Annotated in this window: 11 protein-coding genes; 4 read left to right on the top strand and 7 right to left on the bottom strand. The window is 66.3% G+C overall.

Going from position 1 to position 19,772, the window contains the following annotated elements:
- Positions 1-17: 17 nt before the first annotated feature.
- The 3 genes from KF688_10095 to KF688_10085 form a co-directional block, all read right to left on the bottom strand.
- Positions 18-4,697 carry a glutamate synthase subunit alpha gene (locus KF688_10095; GenBank protein MBX3426018.1) on the bottom strand — a complete coding sequence of 1,560 codons (4,680 nt, stop codon included), beginning with the start codon at positions 4,695-4,697 and terminating at the stop codon, positions 18-20.
- Between the two features lie 147 nt (positions 4,698-4,844).
- Positions 4,845-5,810, bottom strand: coding sequence for a LysR family transcriptional regulator (locus tag KF688_10090; GenBank protein ID MBX3426017.1), 966 nt, complete (start codon positions 5,808-5,810; stop codon positions 4,845-4,847).
- Positions 5,811-6,273: 463 nt separating this feature from the next.
- On the bottom strand, positions 6,274-7,113 hold the full coding sequence (locus tag KF688_10085; GenBank protein ID MBX3426016.1) for a peptidylprolyl isomerase: 840 nt from the start codon (positions 7,111-7,113) through the stop codon (positions 6,274-6,276).
- A gap of 548 nt (positions 7,114-7,661) precedes the next feature.
- Between KF688_10085 and KF688_10080 the strand changes: the two genes are divergently transcribed.
- The 4 genes from KF688_10080 (at position 7,662) to KF688_10065 (ending at position 13,525) form a co-directional block, all read left to right on the top strand.
- On the top strand, positions 7,662-8,357 hold the full coding sequence (locus KF688_10080; protein MBX3426015.1) for an RsmD family RNA methyltransferase: 696 nt from the start codon (positions 7,662-7,664) through the stop codon (positions 8,355-8,357).
- Between the two features lie 79 nt (positions 8,358-8,436).
- A complete protein-coding gene (locus KF688_10075) occupies positions 8,437-9,381 on the top strand; it encodes an alpha/beta hydrolase (GenBank protein MBX3426014.1) in 945 nt (314 codons plus the stop codon).
- Positions 9,382-9,583: 202 nt separating this feature from the next.
- Positions 9,584-11,971: a serine/threonine protein kinase gene (locus KF688_10070; protein MBX3426013.1), complete on the top strand. Its 2,388-nt coding sequence runs from the start codon at positions 9,584-9,586 to the stop codon at positions 11,969-11,971.
- Between the two features lie 435 nt (positions 11,972-12,406).
- A complete protein-coding gene (locus KF688_10065; protein MBX3426012.1) occupies positions 12,407-13,525 on the top strand; it encodes a terpene cyclase/mutase family protein in 1,119 nt (372 codons plus the stop codon).
- 135 nt (positions 13,526-13,660) lie between these two features.
- On the opposite strand, the gene KF688_10060 is transcribed toward KF688_10065, so the two are convergent.
- From KF688_10060 to rimI, 4 genes are all read right to left on the bottom strand, one after another.
- The gene (locus tag KF688_10060) at positions 13,661-14,527 is read right to left on the bottom strand and encodes a radical SAM protein (protein MBX3426011.1); all 867 of its coding nucleotides are present in this window, start codon (positions 14,525-14,527) and stop codon (positions 13,661-13,663) included.
- Positions 14,528-14,803: 276 nt separating this feature from the next.
- Positions 14,804-16,798: an ABC transporter ATP-binding protein gene (locus tag KF688_10055; GenBank protein MBX3426010.1), complete on the bottom strand. Its 1,995-nt coding sequence runs from the start codon at positions 16,796-16,798 to the stop codon at positions 14,804-14,806.
- A 163-nt stretch (positions 16,799-16,961) separates the two neighbouring features.
- A complete protein-coding gene (locus KF688_10050; GenBank protein MBX3426009.1) occupies positions 16,962-18,575 on the bottom strand; it encodes a serine/threonine protein kinase in 1,614 nt (537 codons plus the stop codon).
- A gap of 211 nt (positions 18,576-18,786) precedes the next feature.
- Positions 18,787-19,263 (bottom strand): ribosomal protein S18-alanine N-acetyltransferase, encoded by a 477-nt coding sequence (gene rimI / locus KF688_10045; GenBank protein ID MBX3426008.1) that lies wholly within the window; start codon positions 19,261-19,263, stop codon positions 18,787-18,789.
- Positions 19,264-19,772: the final 509 nt, after the last annotated feature.

Below are 19,772 nucleotides of genomic sequence, written 5' to 3'. Positions count from 1 at the left end.
GGTTATTCGCTCAGTCCCTACACCGCCGCCGGTTCGATTGCTTTAGCGGCCTTGTGCTGCATCAGCACTCGTTTGTAATCGGTCGGCATGATCTTGACGAATTGCGGCAGCGTTTCGTCCCAGCGGTCGAGAACGTCGGCCGCCACGGCGCTGTCGGTGGAGTTATGGTGAAGCTCGATCATCGTCTTGAGCTCCTCGACGTCGGACTCGTCGACCACGTCCTCAAGCTCGACCATCCCCAGGTTCACGTTGATCCGCAGACGGTTGCGGTCGGGAGCCCAAACGTAGGCGACCCCGCCGCTCATCCCCGCGGCCAGGTTGCGGCCTGTCGGGCCCAGAATGACGACTCGGCCGCCGGTCATGTACTCCAGGCCGTGGTCGCCGACCCCCTCGATGACCGTGCGGGCGCCGCTGTTGCGAACCGCGAACCGCTCGGCCGCCCGGCCGCGGAGATACGCTTCGCCGCCGGTCGCCCCGTACAGGCAGACGTTGCCGACGATGATGTTCTCCTCGGCGACGAACGTGCTGGCCTGGGGGGGATAGATGACGATCTTGCCGCCGCTGAGCCCCTTGCCGACGTAATCGTTGGCGTCCCCTTCCAGCTCAAGCGTGATCCCCTTGGCGAGGAAGGCGCCGAAGCTTTGCCCGGCTGAGCCGTTGAGCTTGAAGTGAATCGTGTCGTTGGGGAGCAGCCCCAGGCCCCACCGCTTGGCGACCTCGTGGCTGAGAATCGTCCCCACGGTGCGGTCCGTGTTGACGATGCCAAGTTCCGCCCGGACCCGCTCCCCCTTCTCCAAGGCGGGCTTGGCCAGCGCCAACAGCTTGGTCATGTCGAGCGACTGCTCAAGCCCGTGGTTCTGGCTCTGAGTGCAGTAGGTCCCCGCCTCGGGGTAAGGCTTCTTGGCCGGGGCGAGCATCTTCGAGAGATCGAGCCCGTCCGCCTTCCAGTGGCGAATTGCAGCCGAAGCGTCGAGACAATCGACTCGGCCCACCATCTCGTTGAGCGTCCGGAAACCGAGCTGAGCCATGATCTGCCGCGCTTCCTCGGCGACCATGAACAGGTAATTGGCCACGTACTCCGGCTTGCCGGCGAACTTCTTCCGAAGCTCGGGATCCTGCGTCGCGACTCCCACCGGGCAGGTATTCAGATGGCACTTGCGCATCATGATGCACCCCAGCGTCACCAGGGGCGCCGTGGCGAAGCCGAACTCCTCGGCGCCCAGCAGCGCGGCGATCACAACGTCGCGGCCCGTCTTGAGTCCTCCATCGGTCTGCAGCACGACCCGGCTCCGCAGGTCGTTCAGCACCAGGGTCTGGTGAGTCTCGGCGATCCCCAGTTCCCAGGGCAGGCCCGCGTGCTTGATGCTGGTGAGCGGCGACGCGCCCGTCCCGCCGCCGTCGCCGGCGATGACGATGTGGTCGGCGAACCCCTTGGTCACCCCCGAGGCGATCGTGCCGACCCCCACTTCCGAGACCAGCTTCACGCTGACCCGGGCCGAGGGGTTCGAGTTCTTCAGGTCGTGGATGAGCTGTTTGAGGTCCTCGATCGAGTAAATGTCGTGGTGCGGCGGCGGGCTGATGAGCCCCACGCCGGGGGTCGAGTACCGGATCCGCGCGATCGTGTCGTCGACTTTGCGGCCGGGCAGCTCGCCCCCTTCGCCCGGCTTGGCGCCCTGGGCGATCTTGATCTGCAGTTCGTCGGCGTTCGCCAGATAGTTGATCGTGACGCCGAACCGCCCTGAGGCGACCTGCTTGATCGCCGACCGCTTCGAATCGCCGTTGTCGAGCGGCTTGAACCGGTCGGGATCCTCGCCCCCCTCGCCCGTGTTGCTCTTGCCTCCGAGGCGATTCATGGCGATGGCCAGCGACTCGTGCGCCTCGGCCGAGATCGATCCGAACGACATGGCGCCGGTGCAAAACCGCTTGACGATCTCAGCGGCCGCTTCGACCTCTTCAAGCGGTACGGGGCCGCCGTTGACCCCCTCCCTGAACTGCAGCAGCCCGCGCAGCGTGCAGTTGCGATGGGTCGAGTCGTTCACGTGCTTCGAGAACCGCCAGTAAGCGTCGCGGCTGTCGGTGCGTGCGGCGACTTGCAAATCGGCGATCGCCTGCGGGTCCCACATGTGGCGTTCCCCTTCGGCCCGCCAATGGAACTCGCCCGGGTTGGGCAACACCGACATCTTGCGTCCGCGATGCTCGGGATACCCCAGCGCGTGACGCCGCAGGGCTTCCTCGGCGATCACGTCGAAGCTCACCCCCTGGATGCGGCTGGCCGTGCCGGCGAAGCAGCGTTCGATGACGTCGTCCTTCAGCCCCAGGGCTTCGAAGATTTGTGCGCCCTTGTAGCTTTGCAGCGTCGAGATGCCGATCTTGGCCATCACCTTGAGCATCCCCTTGGCGACCCCCTTGCGGTACTTGGCCACCAGGTCGTGATCCTCGGCCGTGACGGGATCGTAGTCCTCGTGGTCGCTCGACGCGTCGATCGTGGGATGGAGCTTTCCTTCGCCCGACTCGTCGGGATCAAGCGCCGGATCGCCCGAGTCGAGCACTCCGTCGCGGCGAGCCTGCCACAGGGCCTCGAACGCCAAATAGGGATTGATCGCGTCGGCCCCGTAGCCCACGAGCAGGCAGTGGTGATGCACCTCGCGGGCCTCGCCCGTCTCGACGACGATCCCGATGCGGGTCCGCTTCGACGATCGCACCAAGTGATGGTGGACCGCCCCGGTCGCCAGCAGGGCGCTGACCGGCACGCGCTCGGCGCTGATGCCGCGATCCGAAAGGATCACGATCTGACAACCCTCGTCGACCGCCGCCTCGGCCTCGCGGCAGATCCGGTCGAGCGCCGCAACCATGCCGGTCTTGCCTTCGGCCCGATCCCAGGTGACGTCGATCACCTTCGACCGCCAGTCGCGATGATTCAGATGCGCCAGGGCCGCCATCTGCTCGTTCGACAGGATCGGATGCGGCAGCCGCAATCGGTGGGCGTTCTCGGGGCCCGTTTCCAGCAGGTTCTGTTCAGGGCCGATGTAGCACTCCAGCGACATGATCACCTCCTCGCGGATCGAGTCGATCGCGGGGTTGGTGACTTGGGCGAACAATTGCTTGAAGTAGTCGTACAGCATCCGCGGCTTGTCGCTCAGGCACGCCAGCGCGCTGTCGTTGCCCATCGAGCCGATCGGGTCCTTCTCCGCCTTGATCAACGGCAGCAGCATGAAGTTCATCGTCTCGACGGTGAACCCGAACGCCTGCATCCGCTCCAGCAGCGTCTTGCGATCGAACCCGTGCGGCTCCTTCTCGGGGTGAAGCTCTTTGAGATCGATCCGCTGCTCGCGCAACCACTGGGAGTACGGTCGTCGACGGGCGAAGTCGGACTTCAGTTCCTCGTCGGGAATGAGTCGCCCTTGTTCAAAATCGACCAGGAACATCCGACCCGGCTGCAACCGACCCTTGGCCTTCACGTTTTCCGGCTTGATGGAGCGCAGCACCCCCACCTCGCTGGCCATAATGACCCGATCGTCGTGGGTGATGTAGTACCGCGAGGGGCGCAGCCCGTTGCGATCAAGCGTGGCGCCGATGTACCGACCGTCGGTGAACGCGACGCTCGCCGGACCGTCCCACGGCTCCATAAGCGCCGAGTGATATTCGTAGAACGCCCGCTTCGCCTCGTCCATCGTCAAATGGTTCTGCCACGCCTCGGGGATCATCATCATGATCGCCTCTTGCAGCGTGCGGCCGTTCATCAGCAGGAACTCGAGCACGTTGTCGAACGTCCCCGAGTCGCTGCAATCCGGCTCAGCCACGGGAAACAGCTTCGGCAGCTCGTCGCCGAACAGCTCGCTTGCCGCGACGCCTTGCCGGGCTTTCATCCAGTTCTTGTTCCCGCGTACGGTGTTGATCTCGCCGTTATGGCTCATGAACCGCAGCGGCTGGGCACGGTCCCACGACGGGAACGTGTTCGTCGCGAACCGCGAGTGAACCATTGCTAGATGGCTCGTGTACGACTCGTCGTTGAGGTCGAGGAAGTACTTGAAGAGTTGTTCGGTCGTGAGCATCCCTTTGTAGATGATCACCTTGGTCGACAGCGAGCAGACGTAAAACAGCTTTGCCTGCTCGAGCGATTCGTCGGTTCTCAGCCGGTTGCTCGCCTGCTTGCGGATCAGGTACACCTGCCGCTCGAACGCGTCTCCCGTACAGCCCGGGGCCGCGGCGATGAACAGTTGCTCGTGCACCGGCTCGGCCGCGGCGGCGGTGGGACCGAGGTCGGCGCCGGCCAGATCGGTCGGCATCGGTCGCCAACCCAAGAGCCGTTGCCCCTGCGCCGCGACGATCTCCTCGACCGTCGCCTTGCACTTGGTGCGCTCGGCAGCGTCCTTCGGCAAAAACACGTTCCCCGCGGCGTATGCGCCCGGCGGGGGAAGTTCGATCCCCAAGTCGGCCTTGGCGACCTTGGCCAGAAACTCGTGCGGCAGCGCGGTCAGAATCCCTGACCCGTCCCCCGTGTTCGCCTCGCACCCGCAAGCGCCGCGGTGGTCCATCGTGCGCAGCACTTCCTCGGCGTCGAGCAGAATCTGGTGGCTGCGCTCTCCCTTGATGTGGGCGACGAAACCCACGCCGCAAGCGTCGTGCTCGTTCTGAGGATCGTAAAGACCGTGCGCCTCGGGCAAGTGCAAGAGCGGCGTGCGGGGTTCCATAGTCATATCCGTAAGTCTGACGGAGGGCGCCAAGCGCCGGGAGTGATTCTGCTTGATCTCGTCGCGGGGCCCCGGCGACGAAGCGCGAGGCCGCGATGTCGTGGATGTTCAACGCGTCGACCGGGTTCGCGTAGCGATCGGCCGAATCCTGTCCTACCGGGCGTTCGGCCGCGGGACCTCGCCGCGAGCCGACCCGGATCCGAAGCCGTTGGTCGTGCCGATCGTCTCCTCAGCGAACTCAGCGTCGGCCTGCAGCTCGCTGACGAAGTGCCGGGCCAACTCGCTGGGAGGGCGTTCGCGGCGATAGATGATCGCCAGCGGCCGCACCAAGCGCGCCCCTTCGATCGCCACCTTCGTCAGGTCCCCCGCGGCCGTCTCGCGTCGCACGCTCGGCTCGGGGAGAATGCTCACCCCCGAGTTCGCTTCGACCGCTCGTTTGATCGTCTCGATGTTGTCGAACGCCAGGGTCGCATGCACGTCGGCGCCCGCGGCCTCAAGCGACTCGTCGATCGCCTCGCGAATCGCCAACCCCTCCTCGAACGCGACGAATGCCTCACCCTCCAGGGCCGCCAACGGCGCCGTCGACTCGGCCGCCAACCGATGCGCCGGATGACAAACGATCGCCATCGGTTCGTTTCGCCAGGGGATCGCCGCGAGCGTGCCGCTCTCCTTGGGAAAGCTCACGATCCCCAGATCGGCGTCGCCCCGTTCGACCTGCTCGTACACGCGGTGGGGGTGGAGATACTCAAGTCGCACCTCGGCCCGCGGGTGAGCCGTGGAGAATCGCTGCAGGAACGCGCTCATGTGGGGAATTCCCACCGAGTAGATCGACGCGACCACCAACCGGCGGGCCTCGGCGTCGTGCAGCGTCTTGACCTCCTCTTCGACCTCGAAGTACCGCCGCACCAGCGGCCGGACCCCGTCGTAGTACCGCTGGCCCTCGTGGGTCAGTTCGAACGGACGGGTCGAGCGATCGAGCAGTTGCACTCCGAGGTGTTGCTCGAGGGACTGCACCAAATGGCTGGCGTTCCCCTGCGAAATGCGGTTCTCCTCCGCCGCGCGCGAAATGCTGCGCCGCTCGACCACGTCACAGAAGATCTTCAAGGTGCGAATTTGCATCTGCGATTCAACGCCGGACCGGCGAGCGCGGGACTTGGTCAATCACGGGACGATGGTTCGACAGCAAACGGCCGAGGCACAGCGTCCACGCAAAACCGCTTGAGCCGTGCGCGAAAGCGTCGGCAGAAACGTCGCGCGCACCGCGAAGCCGACGCCGAGCGCGACCTCGGCGTGGCAACACGTAACCACTGCGGCGATAAGAAGTTGCCGACGCGAATCGGCTCGTGGCCAGACTATGTCCCGGCCCGCAAGAAGATCCGCCTGGGGGAGCGCTCCGTGCTCAATCGACATTCCAAATAGAGAGTGTCGACACCATTCAAAATCGCGATATTAGACTATCCACGCCTCGCCGTTCCGTCAAGCAGGCGGATTAGGGCCCCAATCCGCCCGACCTGCCCCCCCGGCCCCCGGCTGTCTACGAAGTCTCGCCCGAAGGCGCAATTTCCTCACGAAAGCGCCCGGCTCAACGCCCGGGGAGCTTCGTAAACTTGTAAGCATGCCCCCGGTCGCGGACGATCTCGGCCTTCACGATCATGTCGGGGGTCGTCGAGGGGTCGTCCGGGTCGCGCCGCCGTAGCGACGCCGCCACGTCCATCCCCTCGATCACCCGGCCGAACACGGTGTGCTTGCCGTCGAGAAATGACGTAGGGACAAACGTCAGGAAGAACTGCGAACCCCCCGTGTCGCGCCCAGCGTGGGCCATGCTCAGGCTGCCGCGGAAGTGGCGCCGGTAGTTGGGCGTGTAGCACTCGCACTTGATGCAGTAGCCCGGCCCCCCTGTGCCCGTGCCCGTCGGATCGCCCCCCTGGGCCATGAAGCCCGGCAGCACCCGGTGGAAAACGACGTTGTCGTAGAACCCCTGCTTGACCAGCGACAGGAAGCTCGCGACCGCCTCGGGCGCCTCGTTCTCGAACAGTTCGATCACCACGTCGCCGCGCGTGGTCGCGAGCTTGACCCGCGGCAAGTCGTCCGCTTTCTCCTCGGCGGCGCGGATCTCCTGCTCCTTCGTCCAATTCCGCTCCAACTGCGGCAGATTGCGGCGGGCCTGCTCGACGAGGTCCAACAACCGCGGACTGGTCCCCGAAACGTTCGCGGCGCGCGTCTCGTCGGCCTTGGCGAAATACTCCTTGGCGAGCGGGAAGTCGTTGACGCTGTAGGCCGCCACCGCGCCCCACAGGTACAACTGCGGCCAAGTTTGGCCGGCGCCGGCGTCGATGAGCGACTTCGCCAGCGGCAACGCCTTCTCGTACTGGTCGCCGCCGTCCCCCGTGTTGGGGTCGCCGATCAGATAAAACTGTCCCATCGCCAGCAGCGTGCTGTTGATCTCGGGATACCCGTCGGGGGACGCTCTGTAAACCGCCACGCCCGCGTCGACGATCTTGTCGACAATCTTCTCGGCTTGAGCGCGGAGCTTGAGCAGTTGCTCGTTGACCTTCAACTTGTCCGGCCCGCCGGCGGCATCGCGCTGCTGGCGGGTCGCGTTGATCTCCTGGAGCACCCCGGAGTACTGCTGATAGACGACGTCGAACGCCTGCTTGGCGGCGACCGCCTCGGGCGACTCCGTCGCGGCGGGCGCTGCCGGTTCGGCGGCGGCTTCCTGGGCATCGCCCGGCGCAGTCTCCTGGGCGAACGTGCGCCCTGCTCCGGTCGGCAGGACAAACAAACCGCAGGCGACAAGCAACCATTCTCGGCGAACCATGCGAAAACTCCCTCGGCGGGTCTGGTGATCGGCGGGCAAAAGGATCAGGATAACACACGCCCCGCGGGGCCGTCACGACGCCCGTTCGAGGAGCAGCTTCATCGCGGAGCCCGCGCCCGACTGCTTCTTCCCCCAGCTAGCACCTCCGGTTCATGCCTCGTCCCAAGCGCCGCCAAGCCGATCTCCCCGAAGCTACGGAACTGCGGATCATCGGCGGGTCGATGCGCGGGCGCAAACTGCGGTACGAGCCGTTCATGGACGGCGCCGATCCGGTCACCCGGCCGATGAAACATCGGGTCCGCGAGGCGATCTTCAACCTCGTCAGCACCGAGTGCGCGGGACGCCATGCCTTCGACCTGTTCGCCGGGACCGGGGCGCTGGGGCTCGAAGCGCTCAGCCGCGGCGCCCTGCGGGCGACGTTCATCGAAAAGCACGTCCCGACGGCCCGCGTCATTCAAGCCAACATCGCCGACCTGGGGGTCGAGGACCGGTCCGAACTGCTCGCCACGAGCGCGTTTTTGTGGGGCAAGCGAGACTTGCCGAAAGGGGATGGGAGCTGGGAGAAGGGGGAATGCGGAGCACCTGATCCGCTCGTTCCCCCTGCCGGCTTGCCCTGGCTCGTCTTCTGCAGTCCCCCCTATGCGTTCTTCGTCGATCGTCGCGACGAGATGCTTGAACTGATCGGCGCCGTCATCCACCATGCGCCCGCGGGGAGCATCGTGATCGTTGAAGCGGACGATCGCTTCGACTTCACCCAACTCCCGGGGGGCGTCGCCGTCGATCGTCGCGCCGAAGGCTGGCAGATGCGCACCTACATGCCGGCGGTCGTCGGCGTGCTGCGGACATAACGGCTCGGCTCGCTGCACGCCTGACGCACGTTCGCTTTCCAACGAGTCATCCCTTCTCCTTTCTTCCGAGTTGCTCGCCATGTCCTCGATGACCCTGCGACTGACCCTCGCCACGACTGCGATGATCCTCGCCCTGCCGGCGCCCCGAGCTGCAGCGACCGACAATCCCGAGGTCCTCCTCTACCCCGCCGACCACCCGGCCAATGCCGCCGCTCCGCAGCCCGAGGGGGAGACCCCCGAGTGGATGACGCGCGTCGTGGCGCGACCGTCGATGTTGCCGTATCTGCTCGAGCCGTCCGCCTCGCAGAGCAAAGGCCGCCCCGCATGCGTTCTCTGTCCCGGCGGCGGCTACGGAGGGCTCTCGATGGACAAGGAAGGGGTCGAGCCCGCCCGCTGGCTCAACGAGCGGGGAGTCGTCGCGTTCGTGCTGCGCTACCGGTGCGGCGGCGGCAAGAACAAGCAACCCGTGCCGCTTGAGGATGCCCAGCGCGCGATTCGCACCGTACGAGCTCACGCGAAGGATTGGGACGTCGACCCCGAACGCGTCGGCATTTGGGGCTTCTCCGCCGGGGGACATCTCGCCGCGACCGCTGGCGTGTTCAACGACGGCGGCGATCCGACTGCCGCCGACTCGATCGATCGGCAGAGCAGCCGGCCCGACTTTCTCGTGCTCATCTATCCGGTCGTCTCGATGAAGCCCGGGACGACCCACGGCGGGTCGCTCGCTAACCTGCTGGGGCCCGACCCGTCGGACGAGCTCGTCGCCAAGTGGTCGGCCGACGGGCAAGTGAACGAGCGAACCCCGCCGACGTTCCTCGTCCACGCCAGCGATGACGGGGCGGTCGTTCCCGAGAACTCGCTGTTGTTCTACAGGGCGCTCGTGGCGCATAAGATCCCCGCGGAGCTGCACCTCTACGAACGCGGCGGTCATGGCTTCGGCATGCTCCGCGGCGACCGCCCCGCGGACCGGTGGCCGACGCTCTTGGAACCCTGGCTCCGCGAGCGGGGGGTCCTCGACCGGTAACTGTACGCCCCGAGCCCGGACGTCTCGCGCCGCGGCGCAATACGACTGGCGAGGTCTTGCTGACTTCCAGACCGCTCAGGCCGAGCGTTCTTGCTTTTGACCGCCGGCCAACCAAGATAGAGGAGGCGGAAGGGCCTGCGGCTTCCCGCCGGACCGGGCTCTCAGCGCCGGTCATGCCGCGCTTTCCCCCGCTGCGCTCGCTATGGCGGACTCCTCGTTTCAGCCGTTGCAGCCGACGACGCCCCAGTCCGTCGCGGAGACGGTCTTCCTGCCCAGCGACGACGATTCGGGGCGACGACTGGCAAACGACGTCGCCCTGGCCACTGAATTGCTGTCGTGCGGTGCGCTCACCGAGCGGCAAGTCGCCGAGACGCTCGCCAATTGGTCGCTGTACGGCAGCGTCTCGCTGCGGCAGCACCTGCAGAACACGGGGCTGCTGTCCCCGCAGCAGCTTCAGGAAATCGACGCACAGGTCGCGCAAACAATTGCCCAAACGCCGCTGCCGGAACCGCGCGGCGAGTCCGACAACCCGGTCGCCAGCACGATCGCCCGCTTCGACACGACGGGTCGCGTCGCGCGATTGCTGGGGGTCAGCACGGCCGTCGGCGCTGAACTGCAGGGTGAAGGCCGCACGGGCTTGACGCGCTACCGGCTCATCCGTCTGCTCGGTCAAGGAGGCTTGGGCCGCGTGTGGCTCGCCCGCGATTGGGATCTGCAGCGGCTCGTGGCCCTCAAGGAGATCTCCGCCACGCGCGAGAACGCCGCCAGCGTCCAACGCCTGCGGAACGAAGCGGAGATCACCGGCCGGCTGGAACACCCGGGGATCGTCCCCGTGTATCAACTGGCCAGCGACGCCGAGTCGGGTCGAACGTTTTACACGATGCGGTTCCTCGGCAAGGGGACCCTCCAGGACTCGATCGCCGAATACCACGAACGCCGCGCCGACGGGGACGAGGACCCGATGCTGCTGCGGCACCTCCTGTCGGCGTTCGTCCGCGTCTGCCACGCGATCGGCCACGCGCACTCGCGCAAGGTGATTCACCGCGATCTCAAGCCGGAGAACGTCGTCATCGACAGCTTCGGGCAGGTCATCGTCATCGACTGGGGGCTCGCCAAACTGCTCGACGACGCGGAACTCGAAACCTTGGGGAAAGGCTCGCCCTCGGGCGACGTCGGCCGAACCAGCGAAGGCCAAGTGCTCGGCACGCCGCTGTTCATGGCCCCCGAACAAGCGTCCGGACGGCTCGACGAACTCGACGCTCGCACCGACGTGTACGGCCTGGGAGCGATCCTGTTTGCAATCTGCACGGGTCGTCCGCCGCACGAGGCGACGCACGCCCGCAGCACCGCCGGCGCCAGCCACGGCAAAGGGACCGCCCGAGAGTTGTTCACGGCCATCTCGAGCGGCCCGACGCCGCAGGCCGCCGAGATCAATCCCGACGTCGACCCGGTGCTGGCGGCGATCTGCGCCAAGGCAATGGCCCGCAAGCGGTACGCCCGCTATCAGCAAGCTTCGGCTCTGGCCGAGGACGTGGAACGCTGGATGGCGGGCGAACCGGTCTCGGCCTACGCCGAGCCGCCGGGGCGCCGCGCCCGGCGATGGATTCGCCACCATCAGCGACTCTCGCAATTGATCGCCGGCATGGCGGGGCTCGCTTTGGCCGCGATCGCCACGGTGGGGGTGACGCTCAATCACAATCGCGTCGTCGGCAGGCAGACCCAGTACCAAGCCCTCGTGGGCGACGTCCGCGAAGTGTCGCTCCGCATTCGCAGCATAGCCCACGACCTCGGCAAACAATCGCGGTTTATGGCAACGTTGCCCGAGATCCAAGAGATCGTCCGCGCCCGCGACGTCGGCGACGCCGAGGCCGAATGGCTCGGGCGGCTGGAGACGATCTACCACGGCTTGATGCGCGCGAACCCTGATTTCCTAGCTGTCACTCTCGTCGCGGCCGAGTCGCCTGCCGAGGCGAATCAAGACTCCTCGACGAATTCGGAGGGTGCGGTTCGCAGGAAGATCGCTTCAGTCGACGTCATGCGCGTCGAGCGCAACGCCATCGACCGATCCTACGTGCGAACTGTGCCGCGCAGCCGAAAGGCTGCGACAGACGACGACACGTTGTTGGCCGACGTATTCGCGGCCGAACTGGGAGGAGTCGTCTTCTCGATGAACCCCCGCTCGCACCAAGCGGCTTTGTCTTCCAGTTCAGCTGTCGTCCGGCGCATGATCGCCGCAGTCCGAGTGTTCGATGAAACCACGGGCGATCCGTTCGGCATGGTCATGATCGAGACCGACATGAACGCCATGCTCGCTGAATCGCTCGCAGGACTAGGCGAGGTCGTCGGGGAAGTGTACGTCGCCGACGGCCAAGGACGCGTGTGGATCGACGTCAGACCTCGCCAACCCCCCACGCCGGCGGCCGACGGCACGTTGCTGGCGGAGGTCTGTCCCGAGGCGAAGAAACTCGTCGAGACTGATCGCGATCAATTTCGCGACACCGACGGAACGAGCTACTTCGGCCAGCGCTTCCGCGAGCAGCCCCGCTCGAGCGGCGTGATCCTGTTCGCGCGCTTGCCCAAGTCGGAGTGATCGGCGAACTCGACCGTGCCGTACGATCGGCAGGCGCCGCATCCACCTCGACATTGGCGTGCAAAGGTGCGACGTCGCTCCCGACGATTCCCTGCTGAGCGTGTTGGTTTGGAGCGCGTCGCAGCGGCAAGTTCAGGACGCCTTGCGTTCATGCCCTTGCAACATCGCGCGATAGCTCGCTGCAAGATTCGGCAATCTCGGCTCCGGTTTGTCTCGGGTGTCGCGCCGCGCGACTCGATTGTCGCTTGCGGCGACACTTCCCTCAGGAACTCAAGCGCCTTCGCGGCGAACCGCTCCCGCCGCATTGCCGGGGGCGGCTGGGGTCGCGACAATGGAGAAGTCGGTCTTGTCCGCATCGGCGCATCGTTTGCTCCTGGCACGCATTCGGCAGTCGGCCGTTTCGCCCCCCTTGCTCGCCCCGGAAGGGTGCACGTCATGTTCCGTATGTCGCGACTCTCGGTCGCTTCCGTTTTTGGGCTGTCCTTGATCTCGATCGCTTGGGCGGACGCGGCCGAAACGACGCCGAGCGCACCTTCCGTCGCGACCCGGGGCGAGATGGTCGACAAGGCCGTCGCCTTTCTCCGCGGCGCCCAGCAACCCGACGGTTCGTTCACCCCCCAAACCGGCCCCGCCGTCACTGCGCTCGTCGCGGCGGGGATGCTGGAGAACGGCCGTAGCCCCGACGACCCGACGGTCGCCAAGGCGCTCGCCTTCGTGCTGAAGTCGGTGCAGCCCGACGGCGGCATTTACCAGCGCGACTCGAACCACCGCAACTATGAAACGTGCTTGTCGATCATGGCCCTGGCGGCGGCGAACAAGGACGGCCGATTCGCCAAGCAACTCGACGCCGCCAAGCAGTTTCTCAAGGACCTGCAATGGGACGATGGCGAGGGGCACGACCCGTCGAGCGACAGCTACGGCGGCTTCGGCTACGGCAGCCACAAACGGCCCGACCTGTCGAACACCGCGTTCGCAGCCGAGGCGCTCAAGGTGCTCCAGACGGACGACGACGAAGAATCGATGCAGCGGCTCCTGGCCTTCGTCTCGAAGTGCCAGAACCTGGAAAGCGAACACAACACGTCGCAGTTCCCGGCGCTGAACCCCGACGGGGGGTTTTACTACACCATCGCCGCCGGCGGGTCGAGCCAAGCGGGTTCGCTCCCCAACGGCGGGCTGCGCAGCTACGGCTCGATGACCTATCAGGGGCTCAAGAGCATGCTCTACGCCGGCGTCGATCGCAACGACCCGCGGGTCAGGGCGGCCGTCGCGTGGCTGGCCAAGCACTATACGCTCGAGGAAAACCCCGGCATGGGGCTGCAGGGGCTGTACTACTACTACCACACCCTCGCCAAGGCGCTGGCCGCGTACGGCGAGCCGACCTTCGTCGATGACGCCGGGACGGTGCACGACTGGCGATCCGATCTTACCGCCGCCCTCGCCGAGCGGCAGCACCCCGACGGCAGTTGGTTCAACGACGCCGATCGTTGGCTCGAAGGGGACCCGAACCTCGTCACGGGGTACGCCCTGATGGCGCTCGCTCACTGCCGGGAGTGATCGCGAGTGAGAACGACGACGGGCGGCAGCTGGGGTCGAGCGCAGCGAGCCCCCAGAGACGCAACTGGGGGCTGCGCTGCGACCCCAGCCACCCCGCCACCCCGCGTCCGGCGGATCCCTGCCGACACGCGCCGCTCAATCCCCCGTCGAGCCGCCGTAGAACGGTTCGGCCGCCAGCCCCGTGCGAGCGCGGACCAACGCGACGATCGCGTCGACCTCGGCGTCAGCGAGCGGGGCGACGTACTCCTCCGCAGGGCGCCGGGCCACGGTGTAGACCTGCACCAACTTGATCCGCCCCCCCGCGGCCGTAATCTCCGACAGTCGGTCGCAGAACGCGGCCAGTTCCTCCGCCGGGGGCGCCTGGCCGGCCACCCGCATGAACAGCGACTGAATCACCAGGGGCCGCGCGCGGGCCGCGGTCGCAATATTCTCCACGACCTGGGCGAGCTTAATCGGCGTGCGGTCGACGAGCTGAAAGTAGGCCTCGGTCCCCGCCTCCAGCTTGGCCCAGATCTCGCCGTTGTTCGCGTCGAGGATATCGAGTCCCCGCCGCACGTGCGGACGATGGAACATGCTGGCGTTGGTGATGAGGACCATCTTCACGTCGTCGAGACCGCGCTGGCGCTTGAGCCGGGCGCACGCTTCGATCAACTCGTCGAAGTTGCGATAAGTCGTCGGCTCGCCGTCTCCCGAGAACGCCATGTCGTTCAATCGCCGCAATTCGGGGGGCGTGTCGCGAAACTTCTCGACGGCGAAGATCTCGCCCGAGGCGACCGCGTCGAGCATCTCCCCCAACTCGGCCAACAGGGCGTCGGTCTCGACGAACCGCGTCTCGCTCTGCCGCGTGCGATCGACCTGGCAGTAAATGCAGTCGAAGTTGCAGACCTTGTCGGGATTAAGATTCACCCCAATCGAAATCCCCCGCGACCGTCGGCTCAGCACCGGGTAGACGAAACGATTGGCCTCAAACGACCGCTCGTGCTGGGCGTGAAGATCGAGCATAACGAAGGGGGAGGAAGACACTTAACCGCGACGCGGCAGCGGAGCGATGACAGCGAGAAGGAGTCGCGCGCCGCGAACTGCAGCCTCCTCGCCTGCGGACCGTGATTCAAAGTCCATCATAGCGCCTGGAGCCCTCCCCGGCGAGCGGCGCTTGCGGGGCCACTCGCCCTAGTGCTTTGATGCAGGCTCGATTTCGGGTTGAGCGGAATACGTCAGTTCCTCGAGCCTGGCAGGTCCCTCGCAGACGCCGTATCAGGATAGAAACCCTGACCTTCGTCACGCGCTCTCGCGCAGTTCCAAGTGCGCCAACCGGCGGAACAGCACGCACCGGGCCGCCAAGTCCGCGAAGCTCCCCGAGTCGACGATCTGGCCGTGGTCCATCACGACGATCCGGTCGGCCAGTTCCAGCGTACTAGGACGATGGGTGATCATCAGCGCAGTCCGCGGCTTGACGAACTCCTTCAGGACCTCGTGAATCAGCCGCTCGCTCTCGACGTCGATCTGGCTGGTGGCCTCGTCGAGGATGAGAATCTCGGGATCGCGGAGGATCGCGCGGGCCAGGGCGATTCGCTGACGCTGGCCGCCGCTGAGCCGGTTGCCGCCGGGGCCGCACTTCGTGGCGTAGCCGTCGGCCAGTTTGTCGAGGATGAATCGTTCGGCGTGGGCGCGGCGGGCTGCCTCCTCGATCTCCGCGAACATGGCCTCGGGCCGGCCGTAGCGGATGTTCGCCTCGACCGTATCGTCGAACAGCACCGTCTCCTGCGTGACCATGCCGATCCGCTCGCGCAGATCGCGGCGCCGGACGTCCCGCAGGTCGACGCCGCTGATCGCGACCGTGCCGCGAGTCGGGTCGTAAAACCGGGGCACGAGGTTCATCAGCGTGCTCTTGCCGCAGCCGTTGGGGCCGACGATCGCCACGGTCTCGCCCGGTTCGATCGCCAGTTTCACGTGCTGCAACACCGGCTCATTCGGCTTGTAGGCGAACGACACATCGAGGAATTCGATCCGTCCCGCCGGTCGCGGCAGACGGACCGGGTCGGCCGGCTCGACGATCTTCGACTCGCGGTCCATCAGTTCGTACAGCCGATCGGCCGCGGCGGCGCCCTGCTGGACGTTGTTGAACACGCTGGTCATGCGGCGGAGGGGATCGCTCGCCCCGGCCAGCGACATGTAGAACAGCGTCAGCGCCCCGTGCGACAGCGGCTCTTCGCTGATCCGCAGCCCGAACAAGTGCGTCTGTTGGTTCAGCACCAGAAATCCGCCGGCGAGCACCACGGCGATGATCATCACGATGCCCAGCAGCTCGGTCATGGGGCTGGTCAGCGAGTCGTAGAACGCGATCCGCATCGTGCGGCGATAGAGCTGCTTCGAGTCGTGGTGAAACCGGCTCCGCTCCCGCGACTCGCCGGTGAACGCCTTGATGACCTTGATGCCGGTGAAGGTCTCGTCGAGCCGATCGTACACGTCTGCCATCCCCTGCAGGGCGCGCCGGTTGGCCCGCTTCAAGCTCTTGGCGAGCCAGTGAATCGTATATCCGGCCAACGGTGCGATCAGCGCCGTGATCAGAAACAGCCGCCAACTGATCCACGCGGCGATTCCCAGGCAAACGAGCATCTTCAGCGGCTCGCGCAGCACCGTGCCGAACACCGCGGACACCCCGGTCGAGGCGGCGTTGACGTCGTTGGTGAACCGCCCCATGAGTTCGCCCGGAGAGGTCTCGCGGATCGTCGCCAGATCGAGCCGCAGCGTACGGCGATAGAACTCCTTGCGAACGTCGAACGCGGTGAGCGCGCCCAACCGGGCCGAGGCGTAGGTGCCGACGATGCGAAACACGCTCTTCAGAAGCGTCCCCGCCACCAGCCCCGCGCAGACGACCATCAGCGTCTGAAACGCGGTCGTCGGCAAGTGCTTGTGGGCCAGCGGAGAAAGCCGCTCGAACAATGCCAGCCGCATCCGCAGGTAAGCCTGCTTGTCGGTCAAGCGGGCCAGATGTCGTTGCGAGCGGCCTTTGTCGTCGGGGTCTTCGGCCGCTTGGGCTTCGGCCAGGGCCATCGCGACCTGCAGTTCGGCAATCTCCTGGCGCTTCTCGGCCGCCATTTCGTCAAGCCACTGCGGCACGCTCTTGCCGACCATGATCACGTCGACCACCGGATAGATCGCCGTGATGTTCCCTCCCCAGAGGATCGCCACCGCTAGCGAACAGAACATCGACATGAACACCGTCATGCGATGCTGAAGCGACAAACGCAGAATCCGACCGAAGTTGTTCATCGTAACGGAGCGAGTGCGGACGCGGCGGACAATCGACGCCGGCGCCGGCATTGCTGGCGCCGCGGCGCACGGAGCGTGCGCGCCGCGAACTTGTATCAGATCGCCCCCGGCCGACCAAGGCCGACGAGCCCGGCAACCATCCCCCAAGTCCCGAAGCCTCGCTTCAGCGAGCGTCGAGATCCGCCTTCCGGCGGCGGGCCTCTTCGACCAACGACTTGAGTTCCTGGTTGCCGTCGTACATCGAGATCACGCTGGTCAGCACTTCGCGAGCGGCCAGCCGCTGGCCGTCGTCAGCTAAATCGCGGGCCCGCTCCAATTGTTCGGCGACGAACTCGGCCAAGTCTTGCTGCGACTTGGCGTCGTCGCGGATCTCGGCGATCCGCTGTTTGGCGAGCTCGACGAACGCCCGATCCGACAACTCGCCGCTGCCGCTCAGCACGGTGACAAGCCCCTCGTACCGCTGCCAGGCGCTCAGCCGATCGCCGAACTGCTCGAACTGCCACGCCTCGGCGAACAACCGCTCGGCCTCGGTCGCGGGGGCTCGAGCCAGTCGCCGGAGGTTCTTGATCCTCTCTTCGGCCTGTCGCATCTCGCGTTTCAATTGGAACGCCTCGATCGCCGCGCGATGCTGGGTCTCCGGGAACCTCTGGAGCAACTCGTCGAGATACTCCTCGGCCCGGCGCTGATCGACCGACCGGTCCGAGGCCATCAGCGGCTCGGCCTTGGCGAACAACGCCGCCTCGCCGGGGGGCCACAGGGCCCACGCCCCGCCCCCGAGGATGGCCGCCAGCCCCGCGGCCAAAAACCACGCCCGCTCGTAGAACGGGGCGTCGTCCTGCTTGCGAGCGACCTGCTTGCGACGGATACGGCGCAGCTCCTCGCGGTCCCCTTCGATCGCGAGCGCTCCCTGCTTCCCGGCGTACGCCTGCTTGGCGGCGCCGGTCCCTTCGGCCAGCTTGAGCCGCGCATTGGCGATCGCTGCGACGGCCGCCTCGGCCGAGGGGAGCCGATCCGCCCGCTTGCGAGCCAGCAGTTTCGCCACCAGCACGTCGAGCCAGACCGGACAGTCGAGCACCCGGGCCGACACCCGCGGCGCCGGGGCCTCGCGCCGCGCCGCCTTGAGCGCCGCCGGCGAGTCGGCCAACCACGGCAGCTCGCCCGCGAGGCACTCGTACAGAATCACTCCCAGGCTGTAGAGATCGCACGTCGGCAGATTGGCCGAGGGTCGCCCGCGAAACTGCTCCGGCGACAGGTAATGGGCTACGTCCATCGGGCAGCGCAGCCCGACCACGTCGTCGGCGTCGGCCCAAACGCAGTCGAAACCGACCAGTTTCATCCCTCCCGCCGCGGGGAGCAGCACCCGCCGCGGGGTCAGCCGGCGGTGGACGATCCCCGCTTGGTGGGCCGCGTCGAGAGCCCGGCAGATCGAGTCTGCCAAATCGACGACCGTCTCCCACGGCAACCGCCCGCGGCGATCGAGCAGCTCGCGCAGCGACTCGCCGGCGACAAGCTCCAGGGCCAAGTAAGGCTGCCCCTTGTCGACGGCCCCGCCGTAGTAGCGCGCCACCCCGGGATGGACCGCTTTTTGGAGCCGTTTGACGCTGGCCACAAGCTCCTCGCCTCCCGCGGTCAGAGGGTTGGCGACGACGCGTCTGGGGAGCAGCTTGACGGCCATCGAGACGCCGCGTTCGACATGCACGCCGCGCAGCACGTTGCTGTCGGCCGAGCCGCCCAAAGGCGCTTCGAGCGCAAAGGGTCCGATCCGCGAGAGTTGCATGACGCGCCCGACCGAGAAGTTCGCCCCCTGCCCGCCATTCTAATTCACGGGACGAAGCGGGCAATTCGGCGGCGCGTTACGACGCGGGGACGCGAAAGAACGCAACTCGAAATCCGAAACCAACCCGAAACCCGAAGGGCCCAAACGGACCAACGGCGGATTCGTGCCGCCGTCGCCGCCTCGGGTTTCCGAATTTCGAGTCGCCCTCGCCCTACCCCGCCTTGCGGTCGATCCGGTTCTCGGACGCGATCGCGGGCAGATCGGTCGCCACGTGGCGGAACTGCATCAGGTACGCGTCCTCGGGCGAGTCTTCGTAGAACGACCGCAGGACCATCGTCGCCCGGAAGCTGAGTTGCTTGAAAAACAACTGGGCGGGGAGATTCGTCTCGCGCACCTCGAGCGTGATCCGCGTGCGACGCTGGCTGGAGAGCTTCGAGACAAGCTTGTCGACCATTTGCCGGCCGACGCCGCGACGGCGGAATTCGGGGGCCACGGCAAAGTTGAGGATATGGAGCCGCGTCTTATGGAGCTCGTAGATCATGAACCCCACGACCCGCTCGCCATGCTCGGCGACCATGCCGATGCAATTGCGCTGACGCAAGCAGCGGATGAAGTCTTCCTCGAACCAGGGGAACTCGAAGCTATGCCGCTCGATCGAGAGCACGTCTTCCATATCCCGGCGAATCATCCAGCGGATGTGAACTCGCACCTGTTGCGTCGGCTGCAAAGTCATAGAGGCCTCCTTCCGTGTCGGCCTGAGAGTCGTCGTGATTCGTGGTCCCGCGGCGTCGCGCATACCGTCGCTCGCAGCCGCCAAAATGCTTTTGCCGCGGCCGACCCATCCTTTGAGCCGACCGTACCAAGGTTTGTCGCGAAGAGACACGCCGTGCTCGCTGCAATGCCGCGGTCGAGGCCATGCACCCGGACGCCAGAGGGCCCTTCGCAACGTGACGAAGGACCGCTCCGCGACCGGCGTCCGGGAAAACTACCAAAAGCCCCCGCGCGTGCCAAGCGCGAAACGCAGGCCCCGTTTTTCGGCCCATGCGAACCGAGCGCCGGCGACCCGCAGGTCCGCGGCGTTCGGAGAGCGACGAGGAACGAACGCCCCTGGCGAGCGGTATTGCACGTCGTACCGTTTATGCGGGTTTGCGAAAACCGGCTCAGCGGGGGGATGGGGAGCTTCTTGCCGGCGCGACT

It is taken from the genome of Pirellulales bacterium (assembly GCA_019636345.1).
Taxonomy (GTDB): domain Bacteria; phylum Planctomycetota; class Planctomycetia; order Pirellulales; family Lacipirellulaceae.
The sequence above is the reverse complement of the archived record's forward strand: the minus strand, read 5'-3'. Positions and strand labels throughout refer to the sequence as shown.